This is a genomic window from Janthinobacterium fluminis (genome assembly GCF_028595325.1).
Classification (GTDB): domain Bacteria; phylum Pseudomonadota; class Gammaproteobacteria; order Burkholderiales; family Burkholderiaceae_D; genus Janthinobacterium; species Janthinobacterium fluminis.
Genome location: NZ_JAQQXR010000003.1, coordinates 446189 through 469704 on the forward strand (window position 1 = coordinate 446189; position 23516 = coordinate 469704).

Below are 23516 nucleotides of genomic sequence, written 5' to 3' on the forward strand. Positions count from 1 at the left end.
CCACGATTTCCGAGAAAGTATTTCTCGGAAATCGTGGTCTGTCCCCAGCTGTTTTATGTGGTCTGTCCCCAGCTTTATAGCTGGACCGTGCGCGCCAGCGGCACGCCGGGGTCGATGTGGCTGGTCAGCAGGATGCATTGGCGCGCCAGCCGCTGCGGCTGCGCCAGTTCGCCGCGCAGGTGGGCCAGCGCCGCCGCATCGAGGCCGTTGAACGGTTCGTCGATCAGCAGCAGGCGCACCGGCAGCGCCAGGCCCAGCGCCAGTTGCAATTTCTTGTGCTGCCCCAGCGATAGCGTGGTGATGCCTTGCGCCAGCGCCGGCATGAGCAACATGGCGTCGAGCTGCCGGTTCAGCAGGGCCTTGTCGAGCGCCGGGTACAGGGCCGCGTGCAGGTCGAGCACTTCGCGCACCGTCAGCCACGGCAGTTGCGGCAGGTCGCCGCCGCAGTAGAAGCTTTGCAGGCGGTAGGCCAGCGCCGCCGCCGCGCTGTCGACGCCGTCCAGGCGGATGCTGCCGGCCAGCGGCGCCAGCGCGCCCCCCGCCAGTTTCAGCAGGGTGGTTTTGCCGGCGCCATTGGCGCCGCGCAGCCAGGTGATGCCGGCCTCCAGTTGCAGCGCGAATTGCGTGAACAGGGCGCGCGTTGCGAACTGGAAGTCCAGGCCGTCGATCTGCAATACCGGTTTCAATTCCATAGTTCGCTTCCAATTGCGCTTAATACCAGGATGGAGACGGCCACCAGCGCGACGCGCGCGCGCGGGTTCAGGCCGGGCAGGCCGACGATGGCGAGGTGGGCCATGCCACCCGCGCCCAGGTAGATGGCGGCGACTTTGTGGCTGTAGCCGCCGGGCAGGCCGCGCAGGACGGCGCCGAACAGGGCTTGCACGGACAGCGCCGGCAACAGGCTGAACAGGCGGGCGCAGCATGCGACGCGGCGCGCCGCCACCGGCCAGGCGGCGGTGGCGGTGCGCAGCAGGGCGATGTGCGCGCGCACGGCCTGGTCGCCGCGGTCGGTCAGCATCAGCAGCAGCACGGTGGTGGCCAGGCCGAACACGGGCGCCGGCACGGCGGCCGGCCGCCACAGCCATAGCAGCGCGCTGGCCGCCGCGCCCAGCCACAGCAGGCTTTGCTGGATGCCGACGGCGCTGTCGCCGCGCCAGAACGGCAGCCAGTACAGGCGGTGCCACAGGAACAGGATGCGCGGGCGTTGCGGCCGCGCCGTGTAGATGCCGGCCTGGGCGGCCCGCCGGCGCTGTCGGGCCGGCGCGGCCGGGCGGGCGCGCCGCGCCAGGACCGCGCCGGCGCAGATCCAGCTCAGCAGCAGCGACAGCAGCGTCGCGGCGATGCCTTGCGGCGCCACCGGGCGCAGCCAGGCCGGCCATTGGTAGAGCCAGATGGACAGGGAAACGGCATAGGCCAGCGCCAGCGGCGCCGTCAGCAGGGCGGCGACGGCGGCGTCGGCGCGCCAGCGCAGCGCGGCCGGCAGCGGCAGCGCCGGCAGCCACGCGGCGACGTCGGGCGGCAGCAGGCGCTTGCGCAGCAGCCAGGCCGGCGCCGCCGTCAGCAGGGCTTGGGCCAGCACGACGGCGCAGGCCGCCGGCCAGGCCAGCGTGGCCGCGTACAGGCCGGGCAGGGCGATCATGGCCAGCAGCCCGAACAGGCCGATGCCGGCCAGCGGCAGGACGATTTCGAGGGTGCTGCGCAGGCTGGCGGCGCACTGGGCCAGGCCGTGGCGCGCCAGGCGCAGGCGGAAAGCGATATACGGGTGGGAGGGCGGCATTGTCGTCGAACAGATCCGGCGCTGGAGGTGCGGTTGAAAACGGACGTACCAATGGAATAAGGGCCCGACGAATCGGGCCCTTATAAATGCTGGCGGAGTGGACGGGACTCGAACCCGCGACCCCCGACGTGACAGGCCGGTATTCTAACCAACTGAACTACCACTCCAAGCTTACTATGATCTGTACTTCGATCCATAAAGCATGAACGATTTTCTGAACTGGTGGGTGCTGAGAGGCTCGAACTCCCGACCTACGCCTTGTAAGGGCGCCGCTCTACCAACTGAGCTAAGCACCCATGTCGCTTACCTCAGAAAACCATCCGACGTTTGTCACCACGTCTGAAGAGGCCGTATTATAGGACGCGGCCCGCGGCCCCCGCAAGGGCTTTTTTCAAATTATCTGCAAAAGCCCAAACGGTTTACTCCTTAATGCCCCACTGCGACAGCATCCACGCCATCTGGAAGGCTTTTTCGCCGATGGCGTTGTAGCGCCCGGACGCGCCGCCGTGGCCGGCGCCCATATTCGTTTTCAGCAGCAGCGGCTGGCTGTCCGTCTTGAAGGCGCGCAGCTTGGCGACATACTTGGCCGGTTCCCAGTACATCACCTGGCTGTCGTTCAGGCCGGTGGTGACCAGCATCGCCGGGTAGGCTTTGCGCTCGATGTTGTCATATGGCGAGTAGCTGCGCATGTAGTCGTAGGCCGCCTTCTGGTTCGGGTTGCCCCATTCCAGATATTCGCCGGTCGTCAGCGGCAGCGTCGCGTCCATCATCGTGTTCATCACGTCGACGAAGGGCACGGCCGCGTGCACGGCGCGGAACAGCTCGGGGCGCATGTTGACGACGGCGCCCATCAGCAGGCCGCCGGCGCTGCCGCCCTCGATGATCAGGCGCTCCGGGCTGGTCCATTTTTCCTTGACCAGGTAGTCGGCGCTGTCGATGAAGTCGTTGAAGGTGTTTTTCTTCTTCATCAACATGCCGTCGTCATGCCAGGCCTCGCCCAGGTCGGTGCCGCCGCGGATGTGCGCCTGGACGTAGACGACGCCCCGCTCCAGCAGGCTGATGCGGTTGAGCGCGAAGGTCGCCTCGGTCGAGATGCCGTAGGAGCCGTAGGAGTACAGCAGCAGCGGCGCCGAGCCGTCCAGCTTGACGCCCTTCTTGTAGACGGTCCACAGCGGCACCTTGACGCCGTCGCGCGCGGTGATCCACAGGCGCCGGCTCTCATAGCGGCTGGCGTCGTAGCCGCCGACCACTTCCTGCTGCTTGAGCACGGTGCGCGCGCCGCTGGCCATGTCGACGTCCATCACCATCGGCGGCGTCACCGGCGACTGGTAGGACAGGCGGTAGCGGGTCGCCGCGTAGTCCGGCGTGCCGGCGGCGCGGGCCAGGTAGACGGGGTCGTCGAACTGCACGGTTTTCCAGCTCTTCTTGGCGAAGTCGTAGATGCGCGAACGGTTCAGCGCGCTGGATTTTTCGTTGACGACGAGGTAGTCGCGGAACACGTCGATGCCGTGCAGCAGCACGTTCTTGTCGTGCGGAACCAGCTCGACCCAGTTCTTTTCCTGCGGCGCCTTGAGCGGCGCGCTGACCAGGCGGAAGTTCTTGGCGTGCTTGTTGCTGACGATGTAGAGCGTGCCGTCGCGGTGCTCGACGAGGTAGCGATGGCCCGTCTCGCGTTTGAGCACGCTGCGGAAGGCGGCCGTCGGCCGTTCGGCCGGCAGCAGCCGCACTTCGCTGGTGTCGGTGCTGCCGATGTTCAATTCAATGAACTTTTTGTCGCGCGAACTGCCTACCTGTAGAGCGAACTGTTCGACGGCCTCGTGGTAGACGGGGACGGGCTTGCCGCCCAGCGTCAGGCGCAGCAGGCGGTCCGAGCGCTTGGTCGTCGCGTCTTCCTGGACCAGGAAGACGGTCCGGTTGTCGGCGGCCCAGGCCAGCGAGGTCACGCGCGGCAGCGTGTCGCTCAGCAGCTTGCCCGTCTGCAGGTCGAGCACATGCAATTGGTACTGGCGGAAGCCGGTCGTGTCGGTCGTGTAGGCGAGCAGGCGGTCGTTCGGGCTGACGGAGAAGCCGCCGATGGAGAAGAATTTGAGCCCCTGGGCCAGCTTGTTCTGGTCCAGCAGGATTTCCTCGGCGGCCTTATCGTCGTAGGCCAGGTCGGCGCCGGCGCGGCGGCGGCAGTTGATCGGGTACTGCTGGCCCGCCTCGGTGCGGGTGTAGTAATAGTAGGCGCCGCGGCGGGTCGGCACGGACAGGTCGACGTCCTGCATGCGGCCCTTGATTTCCGCGTACAGCTTGTCGGCCAGCGGCTTGATGTCGGCCGTCATCGCCTCGGTATAGGCGTTTTCCGCGTTCAGGTAGTCGATGACTTCCGGTTTATCTTTTTTATGCAACCAGCGGTAGTCGTCGGTGACGACTTCGCCGTGGCGGGTTTCCTGCCAGGCCGTCTTGGCGGCGACGGGCGGCGCCGGGTTCAGGCCGGCCGCGGCGGCCGGGCCGGCGGCCGCGATGGCCATGGCGAGGGCCGAGATGGTGCTGGTAGAAATTTTTAACGAAGGCACGTGTACTCCTTAAATAATTTTGTATCAATATTGTATGGCGCGCATCCTGAAAAACGAAGCTGTTTCGGATGTACACTGGAATCGACAACGCACACGGGGGGAAAATCATGGGCAGCGGTGAAAATGCGATTTACGCGAAGGTCAGCCGGCGCCTCGTGCCCTTCCTCTTCCTCTGCTACGTGGTCGCCTACCTGGACCGCGTCAACGTCGGCTTCGCCAAACTGCAAATGCAGGCCGACCTGCACTTCAGCGACACCGTCTACGGCTTGGGCGCCGGCATCTTCTTCATCGGCTACTTCCTCTTCGAGGTGCCGTCGAACCTGCTGCTGACGAAGACGGGGGCGCGCATCTGGATCGCCCGCATCATGGTCACCTGGGGCCTGATTTCCTCGGCAATGCTGTTCGTCGACAATGCCGCCACCTTCTACCTGCTGCGCTTCCTGCTGGGCGTGGCCGAGGCGGGCTTCTTCCCCGGCATCATCCTATACCTGACCTACTGGTATCCGGCGCAGCGGCGCGCCCGCATCGTCGCCCTGTTCATGAGCGCCGTGGCGGTGGCCGGCATCGTCGGCGGGCCGCTGTCGGGCTGGATCATGCAAGCCTTCGCCGGCCGGGCCGGCCTGGCCGGATGGCAATGGCTGTTCCTGCTGGAAGGCTTGCCCTCCGTGCTGGTCGGCGTCTGGACCCTGTACTACCTCGACGACGGCATCCGCGCCGCCGCCTGGCTGACGGAAGAGGAAAAGAGCGTGCTGGAGCGCGGCATCGCCGCCGAGGCGCGCGGCAAGCCGGCCATGAAACTGGGCCAGGTATTCAGCAGCGCCCGCGTGTGGCTGCTGGCGCTGGTCTACTTCTGCTTCGTCATGGGCTTATACGGCGTCAGCTTCTGGCTGCCGCAACTGATCAAAAGCACCGGCGTCAAAGACGTCCTCGACGTCGGGCTGCTGACGGCGATCCCCTACACGGTGGCGGCGCTGACGATGGTGCTGGTGGCGCGCCACTCGGACCGCACGGGCGAGCGGCGCTGGCACACGGCCTGGTCCGCCGTGGCCGGCTGCGCCGGGCTGATCGTCTCGACCATCTACGCCGACGACACCGTCATCGCGATGGTGGCGCTGAGCGTCGGCACGGCCGGCATCCTGTCGACGCTGCCGCTGTTCTGGAGCCTGCCGACGGCGCTGCTGACGGGCACGGCGGCGGCGGCCGGCATCGCCATGATCAACTCGATCGGCAACCTGGCCGGCTTCGCCAGCCCCTACCTGGTGGGCGCCATCAAAGACGCCACCCACAGCACGGCGACGGGCATGTACCTGCTGGCCGCCAGCCTGCTGCTGGGCGGCATGCTCGTCGTCTGCGCAGTCAAGCGCGCCCAGCCCGACCTGGCCGTCGAACCGGCTTGAACTGCAACAATGGGGTCAGGTCTAGACATGGCGGTTTTTTCTAGCCGCAAGGAAAATGCGCGGCCGCTTGACGGCGCCGCGGCGCGGTGCTACGCTCGGGCTCCCTTTCACATCCACAGGAGATTACACCATGCGCACCAATGAGCTTGTCCTCCTGTCGGCTGCCTGATCACGCTCGAATCCCCCCGCTGCACCGCTGTACCCAGCTTCGTGTGTTGATGCGCGCCTGATCGTGCGCCGACCGCCGTTTTCTCTTGCCTGCGCGCCTGGCGCGCGGGATGTGCTCGCGCGCGCCGCGAGCGTTACGAATCCGGAAACACACAAGCACCATGATCAACTTCGATTTCGAATCGCTGAAACAAATCGGCCTGACGCACGCCATCGCCAGCCAACTCGCCACCTTTAACGACACCGAGGCTACGCTGGCGCGCGTCACCGCCGTGCACCGCGAATGGATCGCCGTGCACGACGGCGCCGCCGCCTTCGAGGCCCGCATCCACCCCAAACTCATGCAGGCGCTGCAGGAGCGCGACGTCAGCCTGGCGGTCGGCGACTGGGTGCTCGCCGAGGCCCACGCCCACGACGAATACTGGCTCAGCGAACGGCTGGAGCCGAGCAGCCACCTGAGCCGCCGCAGCGACGACGGCCGCCGCCAGTCGCTGGCCAGCAACGTCGACACGGCGCTGCTGGTCATGGGGCTGGACCGCGACTTCAAGCTGCGCCGCATGGAACGCTATATCGCCCTCGTCGAGGCGGCCGGGGTGGCCGCCGTCGCCGTGCTGACCAAGGCCGACATCGGCGACGACGTCGCGGCCCGCATGGAACAACTGCGGCAGCGCCTGCCGCCGCGCGTGCCGGCCTTCGCCGTCAACGCTCTGGACGAGGCCGTGGCGGCGTCGCTGGCGCCGTGGCTGGCAGCGGGGCAGACGCTGATACTGCTGGGCACTTCGGGCGTCGGCAAGTCGACGCTGACGAACACGCTCACGGCCAGCGCCCAGGCGACCGGCGGCGTGCGCCGCGGCGACGGCCGCGGCCGCCACACGACGACGGCGCGCTCGCTGCACCAGTGCGCGGGCGGCGCCTGCATCATCGACACGCCGGGCCTGCGCGCGTGGCGGCCGGACGCCGACGCCGACGCGCTGGCGGCCTCGTTCGACGACATCGACGCGCTGGCGCGGCAGTGCCAGTTCCGCGACTGCCGCCACGAGGCCGAGCCGGGTTGCGCGGTGCGCGGCGGCGTCGACGCCGACCGCCTGTTCAACTACAACAAACTGCTGCGCGAGCACAGGCGCGCCGAACAGACGCCGCTTGAGCGCATCGCGGCGCGCTCGAAGTGGAAGGTGCTGATGAAGGCGGTGAAGGCGCGCGACCGGCACAAGTAAAGCGGCAAAGCTGGGGACAGACCACGATTTTCGAGAAATAATTTCTCGAAAATTGTGGTCTGTCCCCGGTTGCGCCAATTTGTTTTTCGGGTAATACTGTATGTATTTACAGTATTTTCAGCCGCCCTATGCATGCACCCGAGCGCCGTATCGCCCATCTGGACATGGACGCGTTCTACGCTTCCGTCGAGCTGCTGCGCTACCCGGAGTTGCGCGGCCTGCCGCTGGTGATCGGCGGCGGCGCCCACCAGCCCGTCAGCGCGGCCGACGGCAGCCGCCGTTTCGCCCGCCTGCGCGACTACGTCGGCCGCGGCGTCATCACCACCGCCACCTACGAGGCGCGGGCGCTGGGCGCCGGTTCCGGCATGGGCTTGATGAAGGCGGCGCGGCTGGCGCCGGAGGCGATCCTGTTGCCCGTCAATTTCGACGCCTACCGGCATTGCTCGCGCCTGTTCAAGGCCGCCGTCGCCGGCGTCGCCGCGACCATCGAGGACCGCGGCATCGACGAGATCTACATCGACTTGACGGACGAGCCGGGCGAGACGCGCGCGCTGGCGACGCGGATCAAGCAGGCCGTCAAGGACGCCACGGGCCTGAGCTGCTCGATCGGCGTGACGCCCAACAAGCTGCTGTCGAAAATCTGCTCGGACCTCGACAAGCCGGACGGCTTGACCATCCTCGGCATGGACGGGCTGGCGGAGCGCATCTGGCCGCTGCCGGTCAGGAAAATCAATGGCATCGGGCCGAAGGCGACGGCCAAGCTGGCCGCGCTGGAGATCCACACGATAGGCGAGCTGGCCGGCGCCGACCCGGTGCTGCTGCAGGAGCATTTCGGCCGCACCTACGCGCTCTGGCTCAAGGACGCCGCGCACGGCGTCGACGCGCGCGCCATCGCGACCAGCTCGGAGCCGCAGTCGATCAGCCGCGAAACCACCTTCGAGCGCGACCTGCACGCCCGCGGCGACCGCGCCGCGCTGTCGGCGATCCTGATGGAGCTGTGCGCGCAACTGGCCGCCGACGTGCGCCGCAAGGGCTACGCCAGCCGCGGCATCGGCGTCAAGCTGCGCTTCGACGATTTCCAGATCGTCACGCGCAATCTGACGCTGGCCGAGCCGACCGACGACGCCGCGGCGATCCTGCGCGCGGCGCGCGAATGCCTGAAGCGCGTGCCGCTGGAACGGCGCCTGCGCCTGTTGGGCGTGCGCGCCAGCGCGCTGTCGCCGCGGCTGCCCGAGGCGGCCGGCGCGCCGCGCGGACAGGGCGAACTGTTATTGTGGGGCGAGGGCGCCTGAGGGCGCCGCGCCGTGCTATATTTCACGCGGCCGGCGGCGCCTCGCCGCCGGCTCCCGCAGACCGGAGAGCAGCCCATGAATGTACTGTTGGTGGAAGACGACCTCGCGCTCGGCGACGCGCTCGGCCAGGCCTTGCGCCAGGCCGGCCTGCGCGCCGTCTGGGTGCGGCGCCTGAAGGAGGCCCGCGCCTTCCTCGACAACGAGGCGCAGGACGTGCTGCTGCTCGACCTGAGCCTGCCGGACGGCGACGGCTTCGACCTGCTGCGCGAATTGCGCGCGCGCGGCAGCACCATGCCGATCATCGTGCTGACGGCCCGCGACGCCCTGGAAAGCCGGCTGGCCGGCCTGCGCGACGGCGCCGACGATTACCTCGTCAAGCCTTTCGCCATCCCCGAATTGCTGGCGCGGCTGCAGGTGGTGACGCGGCGCAGCAGCGGCTTCCTGTCGGCGCTGTGGCAAATCGGCCCGCTGGCGATCGACACGGAAACCCGCACCGTCACGCTGGACGGCGTGGCCGTCTCGCTGTCGCCGTCGGAGTTCGCGCTGTTGTTCGAGCTGGTGCGCAAGGGCGGCAAGGTGATCGGCCGCGAATCCCTGGTCGAGCACCTGTGCTGCGAGTCGGACAACGCGCTGGAGGTGCACGTGTCGAACCTGCGCCGCAAGCTCGGTGCCGACTGGGTGCGCACGATACGCGGCGTCGGCTATCTGCTGCCGAAACCCTGAGGGCGGCGCCGATGAGCATGCCCGCCGTGGCCAGGCGCTCGCTGTACCGCCGCCTGATGTGGGTCAGCCTGGCGTCGATCATGCTGGTCTGGTCGCTGCTGCTGGCCTGGTTTTACATCGAGGTGACGCAGGTCGGCTCCGGCTATTTCGACCGCGACCTGCGCGGCCTGGGCGACACCATCGCCGACATGTACAGCGTCGATTTTCCCGAGCCGGCGCGGGCCCGCCTGATCGAGCGGCAAATCCTCCAGTTCAGCCGCTCGTACAGCGAGTCGGCGCTGCGCGAGCGGGAAATCACCTACCGCATCAGCAACCGCGCCGGCCAGGTGCTGGGGCAGTCGCCCGGCTGGCCGATGCTGGCCATCCAGCTGCCGGGCGCGGCGCCCGTCAACGACCGGGGCTGGCGCAGCCTGGCCACGGCCAGCGAGGACGGCAATGTGTATGTGCAGCTGTGCGTGGCGCGCAGCTTCGTGCAGCGGGCCGTGGCGGAAATCCTGGTATTTTTCCTGTTGCCGCTGGTGGCGGCGATGCCGATCTTCATCGTGCTGCTGCAGCTCGGTTTCGGCCGGGCGCTGACGCCGCTGCGCCGGCTGGCCGGCGCCATCAGCGAACGCGACCCGTATTCGGACCAGCCGCTGGCCTGCAACGACGTCGCCTACCGCGAGCTGAAGCCGCTGTTCAATTCCGTCAATGATTTGCTGGCGCGCCTGGCCGTCCACCGCGAGAGCGAGCAGCGCCTGTTCGCCGACGCCGCCCACGAGCTGCGCACGCCGCTGGCGGCCCTCGGCGCCCAGGTGCATCTGCTGCAGCAGGCCGAATCGGCGCCCGAGCGGGCCGGCATCGCCGCGCTGCTGCACGAGAGTATCGCGCGCCACGCCGGCCTGGTCAGCAAGCTGCTGCTGTTGTCGCGGCTGGACGCGGAGTCGACCAAGACGCCGCCGCAGGCGCTCGACCTGGCCCGCCTGGCGCGCGCCGCCGTGGCCCGCCACGCGCCGCACGCGGTGGCGCGCGGCATCGAGCTGGCCTACGACGGCACGGCCGCCGCCGCGCCCTACCGCGGCGACCCGGCGGCGCTCGACAGCCTGCTCGACAATCTGGTCGACAACGCCATCCGCCACTGCCCGCCGGGCGCCGCGATCAGCGTCGAAGTCGTCGAGGGCCGCCATTTCGCCCGCATCTCCGTGTGCGACGACGGGCCGGGCATCGCCCCCGCGTGGCGAGAGGATGTGCTGAAGCGCTTCGTCCGCCTGCCCGACGCCACGGCCACCGGCAGCGGCCTTGGCCTGGCCATCGTGAAAAAAGTCGTCGAGCTGCACGGCGGCACGCTGCTGTTCAGCGACGGCATGTCCGGGCGCGGCCTCGGCGTCGAGATCCGCCTGCCGCACGCGCTGCAGGGCGGCGCCGTTTAAGCGGCCACCAGGCAGCGCGTGACCAGCCGCTGGCGGCCCAGCGCGAAGTCGATGGCGTAGCGGGCGCCGGCGTGGTGCCGCGGCGTCAGCGTCGTCGTCAGCCGCAGGTGCAGTACGCGGCCCTCCCGGTCCAGCGATTCGGCGGCCGCGTCGGGGAAATGGAAATACCGCCCGACGGACGGATACAGGGCCTTGAACAGGCTTTCCTTGGCGGAGAACAGCAGCGTCGTCCAAGTCTCGAACGCCAGGCCGGCGGCCGCGCCGACGGCCATCTCGGCGGCGTTGCCGATGTGCGCGCCGACCGAGCGCGCGGTGCGGTCGTCCATGCAATGTTCGAGGTCGATGCCGACGCCGCTGAGGGTGTCGCTGGCGGCCGTGATGGCGACGGCCCAGCCCTTGCTGTGGCTGATCGAACCGAGGTAGCCGGCCGGCCAGCAGGGCGCCCGCTGCGCGCCCACGCCGATGGCCGGCGGGCCGCGGTAGCCGCTGCGGCGCAGGGCGCGCGCGGCGCACCAGCGCCCGGCGGCGAATTCCACCTGGCGCTTCAGCACGGCGCCGGCCAGCGCCGGCGGCGCCGGCGCGTCCGGCTGCGCCAGCTCGCGCAGCGCCGCGGCGCTGACCGTGAACGGCCGCGCCACCATCGCCAGCGCCTGGGGCGGCGGCGCCAGCCGCGCCAGCATGGCGTCGGTGTCGTCGCCGTCCTCGTGGTGCTGCGGCATCATGGCCGGCGCGGCGCCGCCTCGGCGGCGCCGTCCCAGCCGCCGCCGAGGGCGGCGATCAGGTTGACGGCGGCCAGCAATTGCTCGTGCCGCGCCGCCACGCTGTCCTGTTCGGCCTGCAACTGCGCCAGATGCGCGCTCCACTCGGCGCTGCCGTGCACCATGCCGGCGCGGCGCGCGCGCCGCACACTGTCGAGCTGGGCCTCGGCGATGGCGTGCTGGCGCTGGCGCGCCGCGTAATTGACCTGGCTGTGCAGCACGGCGGCGCTGCTGTCCTCGACTTCGTGGACGGCGCGGGCGATGCTGCCGTGCCACTGCGCATACTGTTCCGCCGCCGCCGATTTGGCGCGCGCCAGGTCGGCCTGGCGGCGCCCGCCGTCGAACAGCGGCAGCTCCAGCTGCGGCATCAGCGACCAGCTGCTCGCGCCGCTCTTGCGCAGCGCGCCCAGGCCGCCGGCGTTGATGCCCACCGCGCCGCCCAGCGTCAGCGCCGGCCAGCGCGCCGCGTCGGCCTCGTCGATGCGCGCGCGCGCGGCGTCGTAGCGGGCCTGGGCCGCGGCCAGGTCGGGGCGGCGCTGCAGCAGTTGCGCCGGCACGGCGTTGCCCACGGCCGGCAGGCGCAGCTGCCGCAACGGCTGCGCCGGCGGCAGGGCGCAATCGGCCGGCATGCTGGCGGCCAGCAGGCACAGGCCCCGTTCGATGCGCTGCGCGGCGTCGCGCTGGCGCTGGACCAGCAGGTCGGCGCCGACGCTTTCGCTGTCTTGCTGGCGCAGCGGGTTGGCGTTGCTCAGGCCGGCGCCGAGGCGCGCCTGCTCGCCCTGGCGCCACTGCCGGCGCAGGCGCGCGCTGTCCTCGGCCAGCCCGGCGGCGGCGTGCAGCTCGGCGCGCGCCAACCACAGCTCGGCCGTCTGGCGCGCCAGGCTCAGGCGCAGCGCCGTCAGGTCGTGGCCGCTGGCGGCCCGCTCGGCCTGGCCGGCGCGCACGGCCGCGCGCACCCGCCCGCGCAGGTCCAGCTCGTAGCCGAGCGTCAGCTGGCCGGCGTAGCGGGTGGCCGGGTTGCGCGTGTCGGCGTCGCTCTCGCCCTGGTCGAATTTGGACAGCTTGCGCCGCTCCACCGATGTTTCCAGCGCGACGCGCGGCGATTGCTCGGCCGTGGCCGCGCGCAAGTCGGCGGCGGCGGCGTCGAGCCGCGCCAGGCCGGCGGCGATGTCGGTGTTGCCGGCCCAGACCCGCTCTATCCATGCCGTCAGGCCGGCGTCGCCCAGCGCCGCCCAGGCGTCGGCGCCGGGCGCGGCGCCGCCGACGGCGCTGCTGAAGTGCGCCGGCACGGCCGGCGCCGCGCGCGGCGGCGCGGTGTCGTGGGCGCAGGCGCCCAGCGCGGCGCAGATCAGGATGGCAAGCGGGCGCTTCATGGCGCCGCCGCCCCGTTCTGGCGGGCGATGCGGACGATGACGCGCTGGCCGATGCGCAATTCCGGCGCGTCGATCTGCAGCACGCATTCGATCACCCGCACATCCTGTTTCTCGTTGGGGTCGTCGCTTTCCGGGCGGTTGCCGAACACCTGGCCGAGGCGCAGCACGCGCGCCTTGTAGACCTTGCTCTCGTCGGCCTCCAGGGCCACCTCGGCCGCCTGGCCCGCCTTCACGGCGCCGACGAAGCGCTCCTCCAGGTCGGCGCGGACGATGCGCGGACCGTGCGGGGCGAACAGGAACAGCGGCGTCACGTTCAGCGTCGAGGCGCCGTCGCCGGGGCGGGCCTGGCGCCGCACGATGCGCCCGTCCAGCGGCGCGCGCACCAGGTGCTGCTCCACTTCGAACTTGGCGGCGGCCACGTGGGCGCCGCTGGTGGCCAGCGCGGCCTGCTGGCGCGCCACCTCGGCCGCGGCGATGCCGACCTGGTCGCGCGCCTGGTCGCGCTCCTGGTCGGAGACGACGTCGTCGCCGGCCAGGCCGGCCAGGCGCTTCAGTTCGCGCTGGGCGATGCCGTGGCGCAGCTGCAGCAGCGCGAGGGCCGGCCTGGCCTCGTTGTACTCTTGCTCGCGCACGCGCAGCGCCAGTTTCGCCTCGCCGTCGTCGATGCGCGCCAGAATCGTGCCGCCCTTGACCTCGGCGCCCTCCTCGGCCAGCACCTGGCGGATGATGCCGGGGCGGGTGGCGGCGATGTTGATGACGCCGCCCTCGATGCTGATGCTGCCCTTGGCGATCGCGGCCCACGGCGACGCCGCCGGCGCCGCGTTGACCGGCGTCTCGTCGCAGCCGCCGAGCAGCAGGCAGGCCAGCGACAGGCCGCAGACCGCCAGCAGGCCGGGTGGCCGGGCGCGCCGGGACGGCGCCGTCAGGGTGGGGTGAAACACAGTCATGTAGTCTCCATAAGGTGGCGGGCGCGTTGATCCATGACCACCCGGCCGTCTTCCAGCGTGACGACGCGGTCGGCGTGTTTGATCAGGCGGTGGTCGTGCGACACGCCCAGCACCGTGGTGCCCTGGGTTTGTGCCGCGTGGTGCAGGATGTCGATGACGATCTGGCCGTTCTGGCTGTCGAGCGCGCTGGTCGGCTCGTCGGCGAACAGCAGGCGCGGCCGTTTGACGAGGGCGCGGGCGATGGCGACGCGCTGCTTTTCGCCGCCTGACAGCTCGGTCGGGCGCAGGTGCATGCGGGCGCCCAGGCCGACCTCGTCGAGCGCCTCGCGGGCGCGCGCCGTGGCCGTGGCCGGGTCCACCTTGGGGCCGTACTTCAGTGCCAGCAGCACGTTTTCCAGCGCCGTCAGCGAGGCGAACAGATTGAAGCCCTGGAAGACGAAACCGCAGTTTTCCAGGCGGAACTGGTCGAGTTCCGTGCGCGACAGGCGGTTGAGTTCGATGCCGAGGGCGTGCACCGTGCCGGAGTCGGGCGTCAACAGGCCCGACAGCACCGACAGCAGCGTGCTCTTGCCGGAGCCGGACGGGCCGATGATCAGGGTCAGTTCGCCGGGCAGCACCGACAGCGACACGGCATGCAGCACGGTTTGCTCGGTCTTGCCCGTCGTGAAGGAACGGCTCAGCTGCTTGCCGACAATGGCGGGGGGCGTGGTCATAGGCTTAGCGCAACAGGGTGAAGGGTTCTGCCTGGTTCAGCGCGCGCAGGGCGCCCAGGCCGGACAGCAGGGCGATGCTGAGCACCAGGATGCCGGTGGCGATGCCGCCCCACAGGGGCAGTTCCAGCGACACGTGGGCGGCGCGGGCCAGCATCACCAGCACGGCGCCGACGAGCAGCGTGATCAGCTGGCCGGCCAGGCCGACCCAGAACGACTGCTCGAGCACGACGGCGCGCAGCGAAGCCGTCGACACGCCCAGCGCGCGCAGCGTCGCATATTCGCGCAGGGCGGCGACGATGGCGCCCATCAGCGTCTGGCTGGTGATGACGATGCCCACCAACAGGCCCAGCGCCGAGGAGAACAGGAAGCCGGCCCCGGCGCCCGACTCGAACAGCCAGTAGGCTTGCGACTGTATCGACAATTCCTCGGCCGTCCAAACCTGGAACTGTTTCAGCGTGCCGTTCGGCTGCAGCGCGTCGCGCACCGCCTCGGCCCGCTCCGGATGCTTGAGGCGCACCAGGAAATAGTCGGTGGTGTCGTGGCGCAGGTTCGCGTCCATGCGCCGCGCCGTGCTCAGCGAGGTCAGCACGTTCGCCCCGCCCATCGAGCGCATGCCGTTGACGGTGCCGGCCACGCGCACGCGCTTGCCGACCACTTCCGTATAGTCGCCGACGGCCACGCCCAGCTTGCTGAGGTCGGCCACGTCCACCAGCACATTGCCGGGCTGTGTCAGCAATTGCCGTAATTGTGGCGTAAGAAGATTGGCAAAGGTCAGGGCATCGGCATCGGGATTGATCCCGATCAATACGGCGCTTAATTTTCCGCCTTGCGGCCGCTTCCAGTCGCCGACGGTCCAGGTGAAGCGCTCGACGGCCGCCACGTCGGGATGCATGCGCAGGCTGTTGGCCACCTTGCCGGGAATCGGCCGGGCCAGGTCGACGCTTTGCGTGTCCGGATAGCCGACCCACAGGTCGGCGCTGGAGCGGTCGATGTAGACGGAGATCGAGCTGAACATGCCCAGCAGCAGGCTCAATTGCACCTGCACGAGCAGGCCGGCGAAGGCGACGGCCAGCGCCGCGGGCAGGAAGCGGCGCCATTCGTAGATCAGCGCGGAACGGGCTATCGATACCATGCTCAGCGCCGGCCCGCGCCAACGGCGGGGGGCCGCCGGGGCGGCGACGGCGGGGGCGAGCAAACAGGACGTGGCATGGCGTGCTCCAGAATTGAATGCCGCGTAGTGTGCCCGCCAATGCTGAGTTTTTCCTGAGTGCGGAGGCAGAATGGTGTTTTTTTGCAAAATTGACTTTAAGATAAAATTTCCACTTGACAAGCAATTTATCGCGCTGTAACTTAAAAAAAAGACATTCTCTATCCAATTATCTTCGGCCCTGGGGCGCGCGGATTGTTATCGGAAAAAATAATCGCCACACTGTTTTCGCTGTGGTTCTGCTGCAAGGGCCACAGCTGCCCTCGTATTCATGTTTATGGCGCCTCGCTAGCCGCATAAACTGCGGCCCGGATGTATTCCCGGACGGCCGCCATGGTTTCATTTCAGGACGCTTGAAAATTTTTTGCTTGCTTGAATCGGAACTATTGTTGCTAATTGCAAACGATTCCCATTCAATGCCGTGAACGACGACGATGGACGTGGCGCGGGCGCCGCCGCGCCCGCCGTGTCGGCATTTTCCTACTACATGTTTGTGCGTTGCAAAATATTTTGAACACATTGATTTAAAAGGTTTTTGTGTGCTTGCGGCGGATTTTCAGGCGCTTGTTTGTTGTATTTGCACATCAATTTCGCCCGCGGACCGGGCGCGGCGGCCGTGCCGCCGCCCGGCGCGGCGAAATGTCACGATATTGAAATATATATATTCAATTGCGGCGCTCTTGACATGCGATTTTTACCGCTGTAATTTAAAAAAAGACAAGGTTTTGTTATTCGGTTTTACGCATTATGAAATACCGGTTTTACTCGATTATGTGACTGTTCGTTTCTATCCCGGCGAACAGTTTGTGAAAATGCCGGCGCGCCCGACTCTTACCCGAAAACGGTAATGGGGCAGCCTTGCAGAAAACGATCTGTCGATGTGAAAAGAGGAATGGATTATGTATAAAGCGCATTTGAACGACGCAGAAACGCGGGGGGCGGATATCGCCATCGTCGGCATGGCGAGCCACTTTCCGGACGCCGCGACGCTGTACGATTTCTGGACCAACGTGGTCAACAAAAAGGACTCGATCGTCGACGTCGACTCCATGGACAGCGGCGAATACTGGCGCAAGGCGGACTTCTACGACCCCGACCCGAGCGCCGTCGACAAAACCTACGGTTACAAGGCCGGCTTCGTGCCGCCGATCGAATTCGACCCGGTCGAATTCAAGCTGCCGCCGCTGATGCTCGAATCGATCAGCACGGCGCAGATCTTCGCCTTGCACGTGGCCAAGCAGGCCATGCTCGACGCCCGTTTGACGGGCGAGAACGCGCTGCCGGTGGACCGCGACCGCGTCGGCGTCATCCTCGGCGGCGCCGGCAACGGCAACACCTCGTTCTCGCTCGGCTCGCGCCAGCAGGCGCCCTACCTGAAAAAAATCATGCTCAACGCCGGCCTGTCGGCCGCCGTCGCCGACGAGGTGATCGAGCGCGCCAACGGCCTGTACCTGGACTGGACCGAGGATAGCTTCCCCGGCTTCCTCGGCAACGTCGCCTGCGGCCGCATCGCCAGTTATTTCGACCTTGGCGGCACCTCCTACATGGTCGACGCGGCCTGCGCCAGCAGCCTGGCGGCCATCAAGGCGGCCATGGGCGAGCTGGCCGACGGCAGTTGCGACGTCGTGCTGACGGGCGGCGTGAACCTGGAAAACTCGGTGTTTTCCTTCCTCTGCTTCAGCAAGACCCCGGCCCTGTCGAAGAGCAATGTGTCGCGCCCCTTCGACGACGCGTCCGACGGCATGATGCTGGGCGACGGCGTCGGCTTCCTGGTGCTCAAGCGCCTCGCCGACGCCGAGCGCGACGGCGACCGCATCTACGCCGTGATCAAGTCGCTGCAGGCGTCCAGCGACGGCCGCGCCAAGAGCATTTTCGCGCCGCGCCTGGAGGGCCAGGTGAAGGCGATGAACCGCGCCTATGCGCGCGCCCAGGTGACGCCGGCCGACATCCAGCTGGTCGAGGCGCACGGCACCGGCACGGCGTCCGGCGACAAGACCGAGATCAAGAGCCTGCGCGCCGTCTACGAAGCCTGCAATCTGGCGCCCGGTTCGGTGGCCATCGGCAGCGTCAAGTCGCAGATCGGCCACACCCGCTGCGCCGCCGGCGCGGCCTCGATGATGAAGGTGGCGCTGGGCCTGTACCACAAGGTGCTGCCGCCGACCATCAACGTGAAAAAGCCCAGCACCGACCTGGTGGTCGAAGGCGGGCCCTTCTATGTCAACGTCGAAAGCCGCCCGTGGTTCCGTCCGGCCGGCGGCGCGCCGCGCCGCGCCGCCTTGAGCGCCTTCGGTTTCGGCGGCACCAACTACCACGCCATCCTCGAAGAGCACCGGCCCGAGGCGGCCGGCAATTTCCGCCTCAACCGCCGCCCCGAAGTGGTGTTGCTGCAGGCGTCGACGCCGGCGCAATTGCTGGCGCAGTGCCAGGAGCGCCTGGCGTCTTTCGGCTCGGCCGAGGGCGCGACCCACTTCCGCATGCACCAGCAGCAGGCCGACGCGGCCAAGGTGCCGGTCGGCGCCGCGCGCCTGGCCTTCGTCGCCGACGGCGCCGGGCAGGCCGTGGACTTGCTGAGCGAGGCCGTCAAGCAATTGGCGCTCCAGTCCGACACGGGCTGGGAGCATCCGCTGGGCATCTACTACAAGCCCCGCGGCGCGGCGCTGGACGGCGCCGTCGTCGCGCTGTTCCCCGGCCAGGGCGCGCAGTACGTCAACATGGGCCGCGACATCACCAACGACTATCCGCAGATGCGCCAGGCGATCGAGGCCATGGATGCGGCGGCCGCCGCGGCCGGCGTGGCGCCGTTGTCGGCCAGCATCTACCCGATCCCGGTGTTTTCGGAGGAGGCGGCCGAGCGCCAGATGGGCGAGCTGACCCGCAGCAGCCGGGCCCAGCCCGCCATCGGCGCGCTCAGCGCCGGCTACTACCAGATTTTGCGCGGCATGGGCTTGCGCGCCGACTTCCTGGCCGGCCACAGCTATGGCGAGGTGACGGCCCTGTGGGCCGCCGGCGCCCTCAGCGACGCCGACTTTTACCGCGTCTCGCTGGCGCGCGGCGCGGCCATCGAAACGCCGGGCGGCGGCGCCGAGCCGGGCGCGATGGTGGCGGCCTCGCTGACGCCGGAGCGGGCCAAGGAGGTGCTGGCCGCATTCCCCGACGTCGTCGTCGCCAACTACAACTCGCCGGAGCAATTGGTGTTCGGCGGACCGACGGCCTCGGTGCGCGCCGTGCAAGCCTCGCTGGCCGCGCGCCAGGTGCGCAGCCAGTTGCTGCCGGTGGCGGCCGCCTTCCACACGCCCCTGGTGGGGCATGCCTGCGCGCCGTTCCGGCGCAGCCTGGCCGGGATCGCGTTCGCGGCGCCGGCCGGCGCGGTGTTCTCGTCGGCCACCGGCGAGCGCCACGGCGCCGACCCGGCGGCGCTCGCCGAGGCCCTCGTCACGCAACTGGTCAGCCCGGTGCGTTTCACGCAAACGATACAGCGCATCTACGAGCAGGGCGGCCGCGTCTTCGTCGAAATCGGACCGAAGGGGATTCTGGGCAAGCTGGTGGCCGACATTTTGAAAGGCCAGCCGCACACGGTGGTGTCGCTCAATCCGAGCGCCAACGGCGAAGAGGCGCGGCAATTCAAGCGCGCCATCGCCAAGCTGGTGGTGGAGGGGGCCGAGCTGAACAGCCTCGATCCGCAACTGGCGCCGCTGCCGCCGGCCGCGCTGAAGAAGAAGTCCTTGACCTACACCATGCGGGGGGGGTTCTTCCTGTCCGCCAAGGCAAAACAGAAGCGCGCACACGCGCTGCGCAATGACACGGCAATTGTCGATGCGTTCGTCGGCGCGCGCCGGGCGGCGCTGCCGCCCGCCGCCGCCGCCGCGGAGGAAGTGGCGGTGCCCGCCAAGCCGGCGGTCGCCGTGGCAGTGGCCAGGGCCGCCGAAGCGGCGCCGGCGGCGGACGTGGCCAAGGTCGTGGCCAAGGTCGTCGAAGCGGCGCCGGCGGTGGACGTGGCCAGGGTCGCCGCAGTGGCGGCCGCAGAGGTACAGCTAGTCGAGGTGGCCGTCGCGGCCGCGCCGGTCGCAGCGACCGTCGCCCAGCCGCAAGGTGAGGTAGTAGTGCAAAGCTTGCTTGAAACCGAAACCAGCATGGATGGGGTAGGCCCAGACCATGCTTTAACTGGAGAGGGAATGATGCAAAACGTTAGCCCGGAAAATGAAGTGCTGAGCATTTTAGATGCCCAGATTCATGCACAGAATGTGCTGAGTCAGGTGCATCAACAGTTCCAACTGAATCAGAAAGACTATATTCAGTTCCTCAACACGCTGGTCAGCAAACAGCACTCCTTGCTGGAGAAATTCCATGACAGCAATCAACTGAAGGAGGTCGTGGGCAGCTTGAGCCAAAGCCTGCAACTGCTGGATAAAAACCAGGAGATGTACCACATCAACCACGAGCATTATTTCGACAACCAGCAGATCATGCTGGGCGGCAGCGCCCTGCGCGGCAGCCGCGTCAATGCCGGCGTGGCCCAGCGCGTGCCGGTGCAGATCGCGCCGCGTCAGCAAGCGCTGGCCGTCGAGTTGCCGCAGGTCAGCCCTACGCTGAGCGTGCCGCAGCCGGCCGCCGTCGTGGCCCAGCCTGCCCCGGCTCCCGTCGTCGCCGCGGCTCCTGTCGCTGCTGCCCCTGTCGCCCCGGCCCCCGTCGCCGCCGCGCCGGTGGCCGCCGTGCAGGCGCCCAAGCCTACATTGCAAGACCTGCCCGTCGCCGCCCCGGCGCCCGTCGCCGCCCCGGCGCCGGTCGCCGCGCCGGCCCCGGCCGCCGCTCCCGTGGTGCATGCCGCAGCGCCTGCCGCACCCGTCCTCAGCGCCGAAGACCGCGCCACGGTCGCCCGTTTCGAGGCGATCACCCAGGCCGAGCTGGTACGCCAACTGATCGCCATCGTCAGCGACCGCACCGGCTATCCGGCCGATATGATCAATGAAAACATGGACCTGGAATCGGATCTGGGCATCGACTCGATCAAGCGCCTGGAAATCCTCGGCGCCATGTTCGACGCGCTGGCCACGTCCGTGCCGCAATTCCAGAACGCCGAAGAGCACAAGGAAATGGAAACCTTCGACATCGACGCCTTCAGCAGCATTCTGAAAATGGCGATCTTCTTCGAGGAAACCATCGCCGAGTTGCTGGCCAAGCTGAAAAACGGCGGCGCCGCGCCGGCCGCCGAAGCGCCGGCCGCCGCGCCTGTTGCCGTCGCCGACAACGCCGCCGCCGCCGTGGCGATCGTCGAAACCCCGCATGCCGATGCCGCACCGCTGCGCAAACTGGGCTTCGTCGCGACTACCCGAAAACTGGAAGGCAGCGAGGAGGAGTTCGAATCAAAAAAGCTTTCAGCTGAACCACGGGAGACTGCATCTGCCCCGGTTCAGCGTGTACTTGTCAGTGATGCAGAGACAACGTCTGAGACCATTCATCGGTATCAGGCACAGAAATTCAATTTGCCCAAGCCGGACCGGACGGCCTTGCAACTGCCGCCAGGACAGATATGGTTGCTGACGGACGACGGCATGGGTTTGAGCGAGGAGTTGGCCAAATTACTGTTGGCGCAAGGCCAGGCGGTGGCGCGCCTGGTGTTGAGCTGGCAACCGGGGCCGGGCCGCCCCGCCCGCAAAGCCATCCCCGGCGTCAGCGACCACCTGCTGGAGCGCGTCGACGAGGCGGCCCTGCAGGCGCTGCTGGCGAACGTCACGGCGACGCGCGGCGCGGTCGGCGGCTTCATCCATCTGAGCCCGACGCGCAGCAACGTGAAGACGCTGGACTGCGCCTTCAGCGCCGCCGAGTACGACACGGCGTGGGCCGTGTTCACCATGGCCAAGCTGCTGCAGCCGGGCTTTGCCGACAGCGAGGGCGGGCGCCACTACTTCTTCACCGTCAGCCAGATGGACGGCGAGCTGGGCACGGCGCAGCGCCAGCCCTTCCCGGTGGTGGCCTCGGGCATGAGCGGTTTGACGAAGTCCCTGAACATCGAGTGGCCGGGCGTGTTCTGCCGCAACGTCGACATTGAGCCGAGCTGCGCCAAGGCGCACGCCGCCGAGATGCTGCTCGAAGAATTGGGCGACGCCCGCACCGACCTGGCCGAGGTGGGCCGCGGCGCGCACGGCGAACGCATCGGCATCGGCTTCCGCCAGGCCGCCGACGCCGCGCCGCAGCTGGACCCGACGATAGACGCGCGCAGCGTGTTCCTCGTCACCGGCGGCGGCCGCGGCATCACGGCCGAATGCGTGATCGCGCTGGCCAAGCGCTATCCGGCCCGCTTTGCGCTGCTGGGGCGCACGCCGATCGACGCCGAGTTGCCGGCCTGGGCCGAGGGCGGCGGCGAGCTCGGCGTGCTGAAGACGCGCGCCATCCGCCACCTGCAGGCCCAGGGCGAACAGCCGACCCCGGTCAAGGTGGAGCGCATGCTCAAGCAAGTGCTGCAGATGAGCGAGGTGAAACAGACCGTCGCGCAGATCGAGCAGGCGGGCGGCCAGGCGCTGTACCTGGCTTGCGACATCACCGACGGCGCCGACGTGGCCCGCGTCGTCGCCGAGGTCGAGCAGCGCCTGGGCCCCGTTTCCGGCCTGATCCACGGCGCCGGCAACCTGGCCGACAAGCGCATCGAAAAGAAAACCTCGGCCGACTTCAACGCCGTCTTCGACACCAAGGTCAGGGGGCTGGAAAACCTGCTGGCGGCGCTGCGGCTGGAGCGCCTGCGCCACATGGTGCTGTTCTCGTCGGTGTCGGGCTTCTTCGGCAACGCCGGCCAGACCGATTACGCGATGGCCAACGAGGTGCTGAACAAGTTCGCCCATCTGTTCCAGTCGCTCTACCCGGACCGCTTCGTGCGCAGCATTAACTGGGGACCGTGGGACACCGGCATGGTCAACGACGTGCTCAAGCGCGCCTACGCCGAGCGCAAGTTGGAGATCATCCCGACGGCCGTCGGCACGGCCTGCTTCGTCAACGCCTTCGGCCGCGACGGCGAGGTGCAGTTGATCGTCGGCGGCGGCAGTTACAAGGTGGCGCGCAAGATCAAGACGCTGCCGGCCGTCAGCCGCGCCGAGCGCCAGTTGGCGCCCGAGCACAACCGCTTCCTGCAAGACCACGTCGTGGGCGCCAATGCGGTGCTGCCGGCAACGGCGGCGCTGGGCTGGATGGTGCAGTTGTGCGAAGACCTGTTGCCCGGCTACCGCATGGAAAAGGTGGCCGACTTCCGTGTCCTCAAGGGGGTGGTGTTCGACGCCGCCGAACAGCGCCACTTCGTCGCCGAGGCGCGCGCCGTGCCCGGCAGCGAGCGCGGCGGCGAGCGGCACACGCTGGACGTGTCGATCTTCAACGAGAGCAATGGCAAAACGCTGCAGCGCTACCAGGCCCGCGTGACGATGAGCCTGGCCGGAGCGGAGCAGCCGCCGCCGCAGGCGCCGGCGCGCCGCGCCGGCGCGGCACTGGCGACGCCGGCCATTTACGGCGATATGCGCGGCGGCGCCCTGCTGTTCCACGGGCCGGCCTTCCGCGGCATCGACGCGGTGCTGCAGGCCGACCAGCGCGGACTGCTCGCCAGCGGCGTGCTGGCGGCCGGCAACGCGGCCGCGCAGGGGCAGTTTGCGGTGAATTCCTTCAACCCCTACATCGGCGACGTGTTTTTGCAGACGCCGCTGCTGTGGTTGATGCTGCAGAGCGACATGGCCGGCCTGCCGTCGCAGATCGGCCAGTGGGAACAGTTTGCCGCGCTCGGCTTCGGCCAGCCCTTCCAGTTGTCGATGACGCTGGTGTCGCACAGCCGCGCCGCCCTGGAGGTCGACGTCGTCGTCCACGACGAGGCGGGCAAGGTGTTCAGCAAGCTGTCCGGCCTGGTGTTCACCGTGTCGAAAAAGATGCGGCAACTGCTTTGCGATCCGGAGACCGCCACCACGGCCTGATCGGGCCACGACACATCACCGGGACGGGCGCGCGCGCCCA

At 68.5% G+C, this 23516-nt stretch carries 14 protein-coding genes and 2 tRNA genes; 6 read left to right on the plus strand and 10 right to left on the minus strand.

What is annotated here, in order from left to right; all coding sequences use genetic code 11:
• Positions 1-74 precede the first annotated feature (74 nt).
• From OIK44_RS10665 to OIK44_RS10685, 5 genes are all read right to left on the minus strand, one after another.
• Positions 75-692, minus strand: coding sequence for an ABC transporter ATP-binding protein (locus OIK44_RS10665; protein WP_273670725.1), 618 nt, complete (start codon positions 690-692; stop codon positions 75-77).
• Positions 683-1777 carry a hypothetical protein gene (locus tag OIK44_RS10670; protein WP_273670726.1) on the minus strand — a complete coding sequence of 365 codons (1095 nt, stop codon included), beginning with the start codon at positions 1775-1777 and terminating at the stop codon, positions 683-685. Before OIK44_RS10670 ends, OIK44_RS10665 begins: the two co-directional genes overlap by 10 nt.
• Positions 1778-1867: 90 nt before the next feature.
• Positions 1868-1944, minus strand: a tRNA-Asp gene (locus OIK44_RS10675).
• Between the two features lie 53 nt (positions 1945-1997).
• Positions 1998-2073, minus strand: a tRNA-Val gene (locus OIK44_RS10680).
• 123 nt (positions 2074-2196) lie between these two features.
• On the minus strand, positions 2197-4335 hold the full coding sequence (locus OIK44_RS10685; protein ID WP_273670727.1) for a S9 family peptidase: 2139 nt from the start codon (positions 4333-4335) through the stop codon (positions 2197-2199).
• A gap of 107 nt (positions 4336-4442) precedes the next feature.
• Between OIK44_RS10685 and OIK44_RS10690 the strand changes: the two genes are divergently transcribed.
• From OIK44_RS10690 to OIK44_RS10710, 5 genes are all read left to right on the plus strand, one after another.
• On the plus strand, positions 4443-5732 hold the full coding sequence (locus OIK44_RS10690; RefSeq protein WP_273670728.1) for an MFS transporter: 1290 nt from the start codon (positions 4443-4445) through the stop codon (positions 5730-5732).
• Positions 5733-6061: 329 nt separating this feature from the next.
• Complete coding sequence (rsgA, locus tag OIK44_RS10695; RefSeq protein ID WP_273670729.1) at positions 6062-7114, plus strand: ribosome small subunit-dependent GTPase A; 1053 nt, start codon at positions 6062-6064, stop codon at positions 7112-7114.
• A 128-nt stretch (positions 7115-7242) separates the two neighbouring features.
• The gene (gene dinB / locus OIK44_RS10700; protein WP_273670730.1) at positions 7243-8406 is read left to right on the plus strand and encodes a DNA polymerase IV; all 1164 of its coding nucleotides are present in this window, start codon (positions 7243-7245) and stop codon (positions 8404-8406) included.
• A 75-nt stretch (positions 8407-8481) separates the two neighbouring features.
• Complete coding sequence (locus OIK44_RS10705) at positions 8482-9129, plus strand: response regulator (RefSeq protein ID WP_273670731.1); 648 nt, start codon at positions 8482-8484, stop codon at positions 9127-9129.
• A gap of 11 nt (positions 9130-9140) precedes the next feature.
• Positions 9141-10538, plus strand: coding sequence for an ATP-binding protein (locus OIK44_RS10710; protein ID WP_273670732.1), 1398 nt, complete (start codon positions 9141-9143; stop codon positions 10536-10538).
• On the opposite strand, the gene OIK44_RS10715 is transcribed toward OIK44_RS10710, so the two are convergent.
• The 5 genes from OIK44_RS10715 to OIK44_RS10735 are packed head-to-tail and all read right to left on the minus strand — an operon-like array spanning position 10535 to position 15461.
• Positions 10535-11260: a 4'-phosphopantetheinyl transferase family protein gene (locus OIK44_RS10715; RefSeq protein ID WP_273670733.1), complete on the minus strand. Its 726-nt coding sequence runs from the start codon at positions 11258-11260 to the stop codon at positions 10535-10537. The genes OIK44_RS10710 and OIK44_RS10715 overlap by 4 nt on opposite strands.
• Complete coding sequence (locus OIK44_RS10720) at positions 11257-12669, minus strand: efflux transporter outer membrane subunit (protein ID WP_273670734.1); 1413 nt, start codon at positions 12667-12669, stop codon at positions 11257-11259. The genes OIK44_RS10715 and OIK44_RS10720 overlap by 4 nt, the downstream gene beginning before the upstream one ends.
• The gene (locus OIK44_RS10725; protein ID WP_273670736.1) at positions 12666-13616 is read right to left on the minus strand and encodes an HlyD family secretion protein; all 951 of its coding nucleotides are present in this window, start codon (positions 13614-13616) and stop codon (positions 12666-12668) included. Before OIK44_RS10725 ends, OIK44_RS10720 begins: the two co-directional genes overlap by 4 nt.
• Positions 13613-14329: an ABC transporter ATP-binding protein gene (locus tag OIK44_RS10730; RefSeq protein ID WP_273670737.1), complete on the minus strand. Its 717-nt coding sequence runs from the start codon at positions 14327-14329 to the stop codon at positions 13613-13615. Before OIK44_RS10730 ends, OIK44_RS10725 begins: the two co-directional genes overlap by 4 nt.
• 4 nt (positions 14330-14333) lie before the next feature.
• Positions 14334-15461 (minus strand): ABC transporter permease, encoded by a 1128-nt coding sequence (locus tag OIK44_RS10735; protein ID WP_273670738.1) that lies wholly within the window; start codon positions 15459-15461, stop codon positions 14334-14336.
• A 974-nt stretch (positions 15462-16435) separates the two neighbouring features.
• Here OIK44_RS10735 and OIK44_RS10740 point away from each other — a divergent pair.
• Positions 16436-23476 carry a type I polyketide synthase gene (locus OIK44_RS10740; RefSeq protein WP_273670739.1) on the plus strand — a complete coding sequence of 2347 codons (7041 nt, stop codon included), beginning with the start codon at positions 16436-16438 and terminating at the stop codon, positions 23474-23476.
• Positions 23477-23516 lie beyond the last annotated feature (40 nt).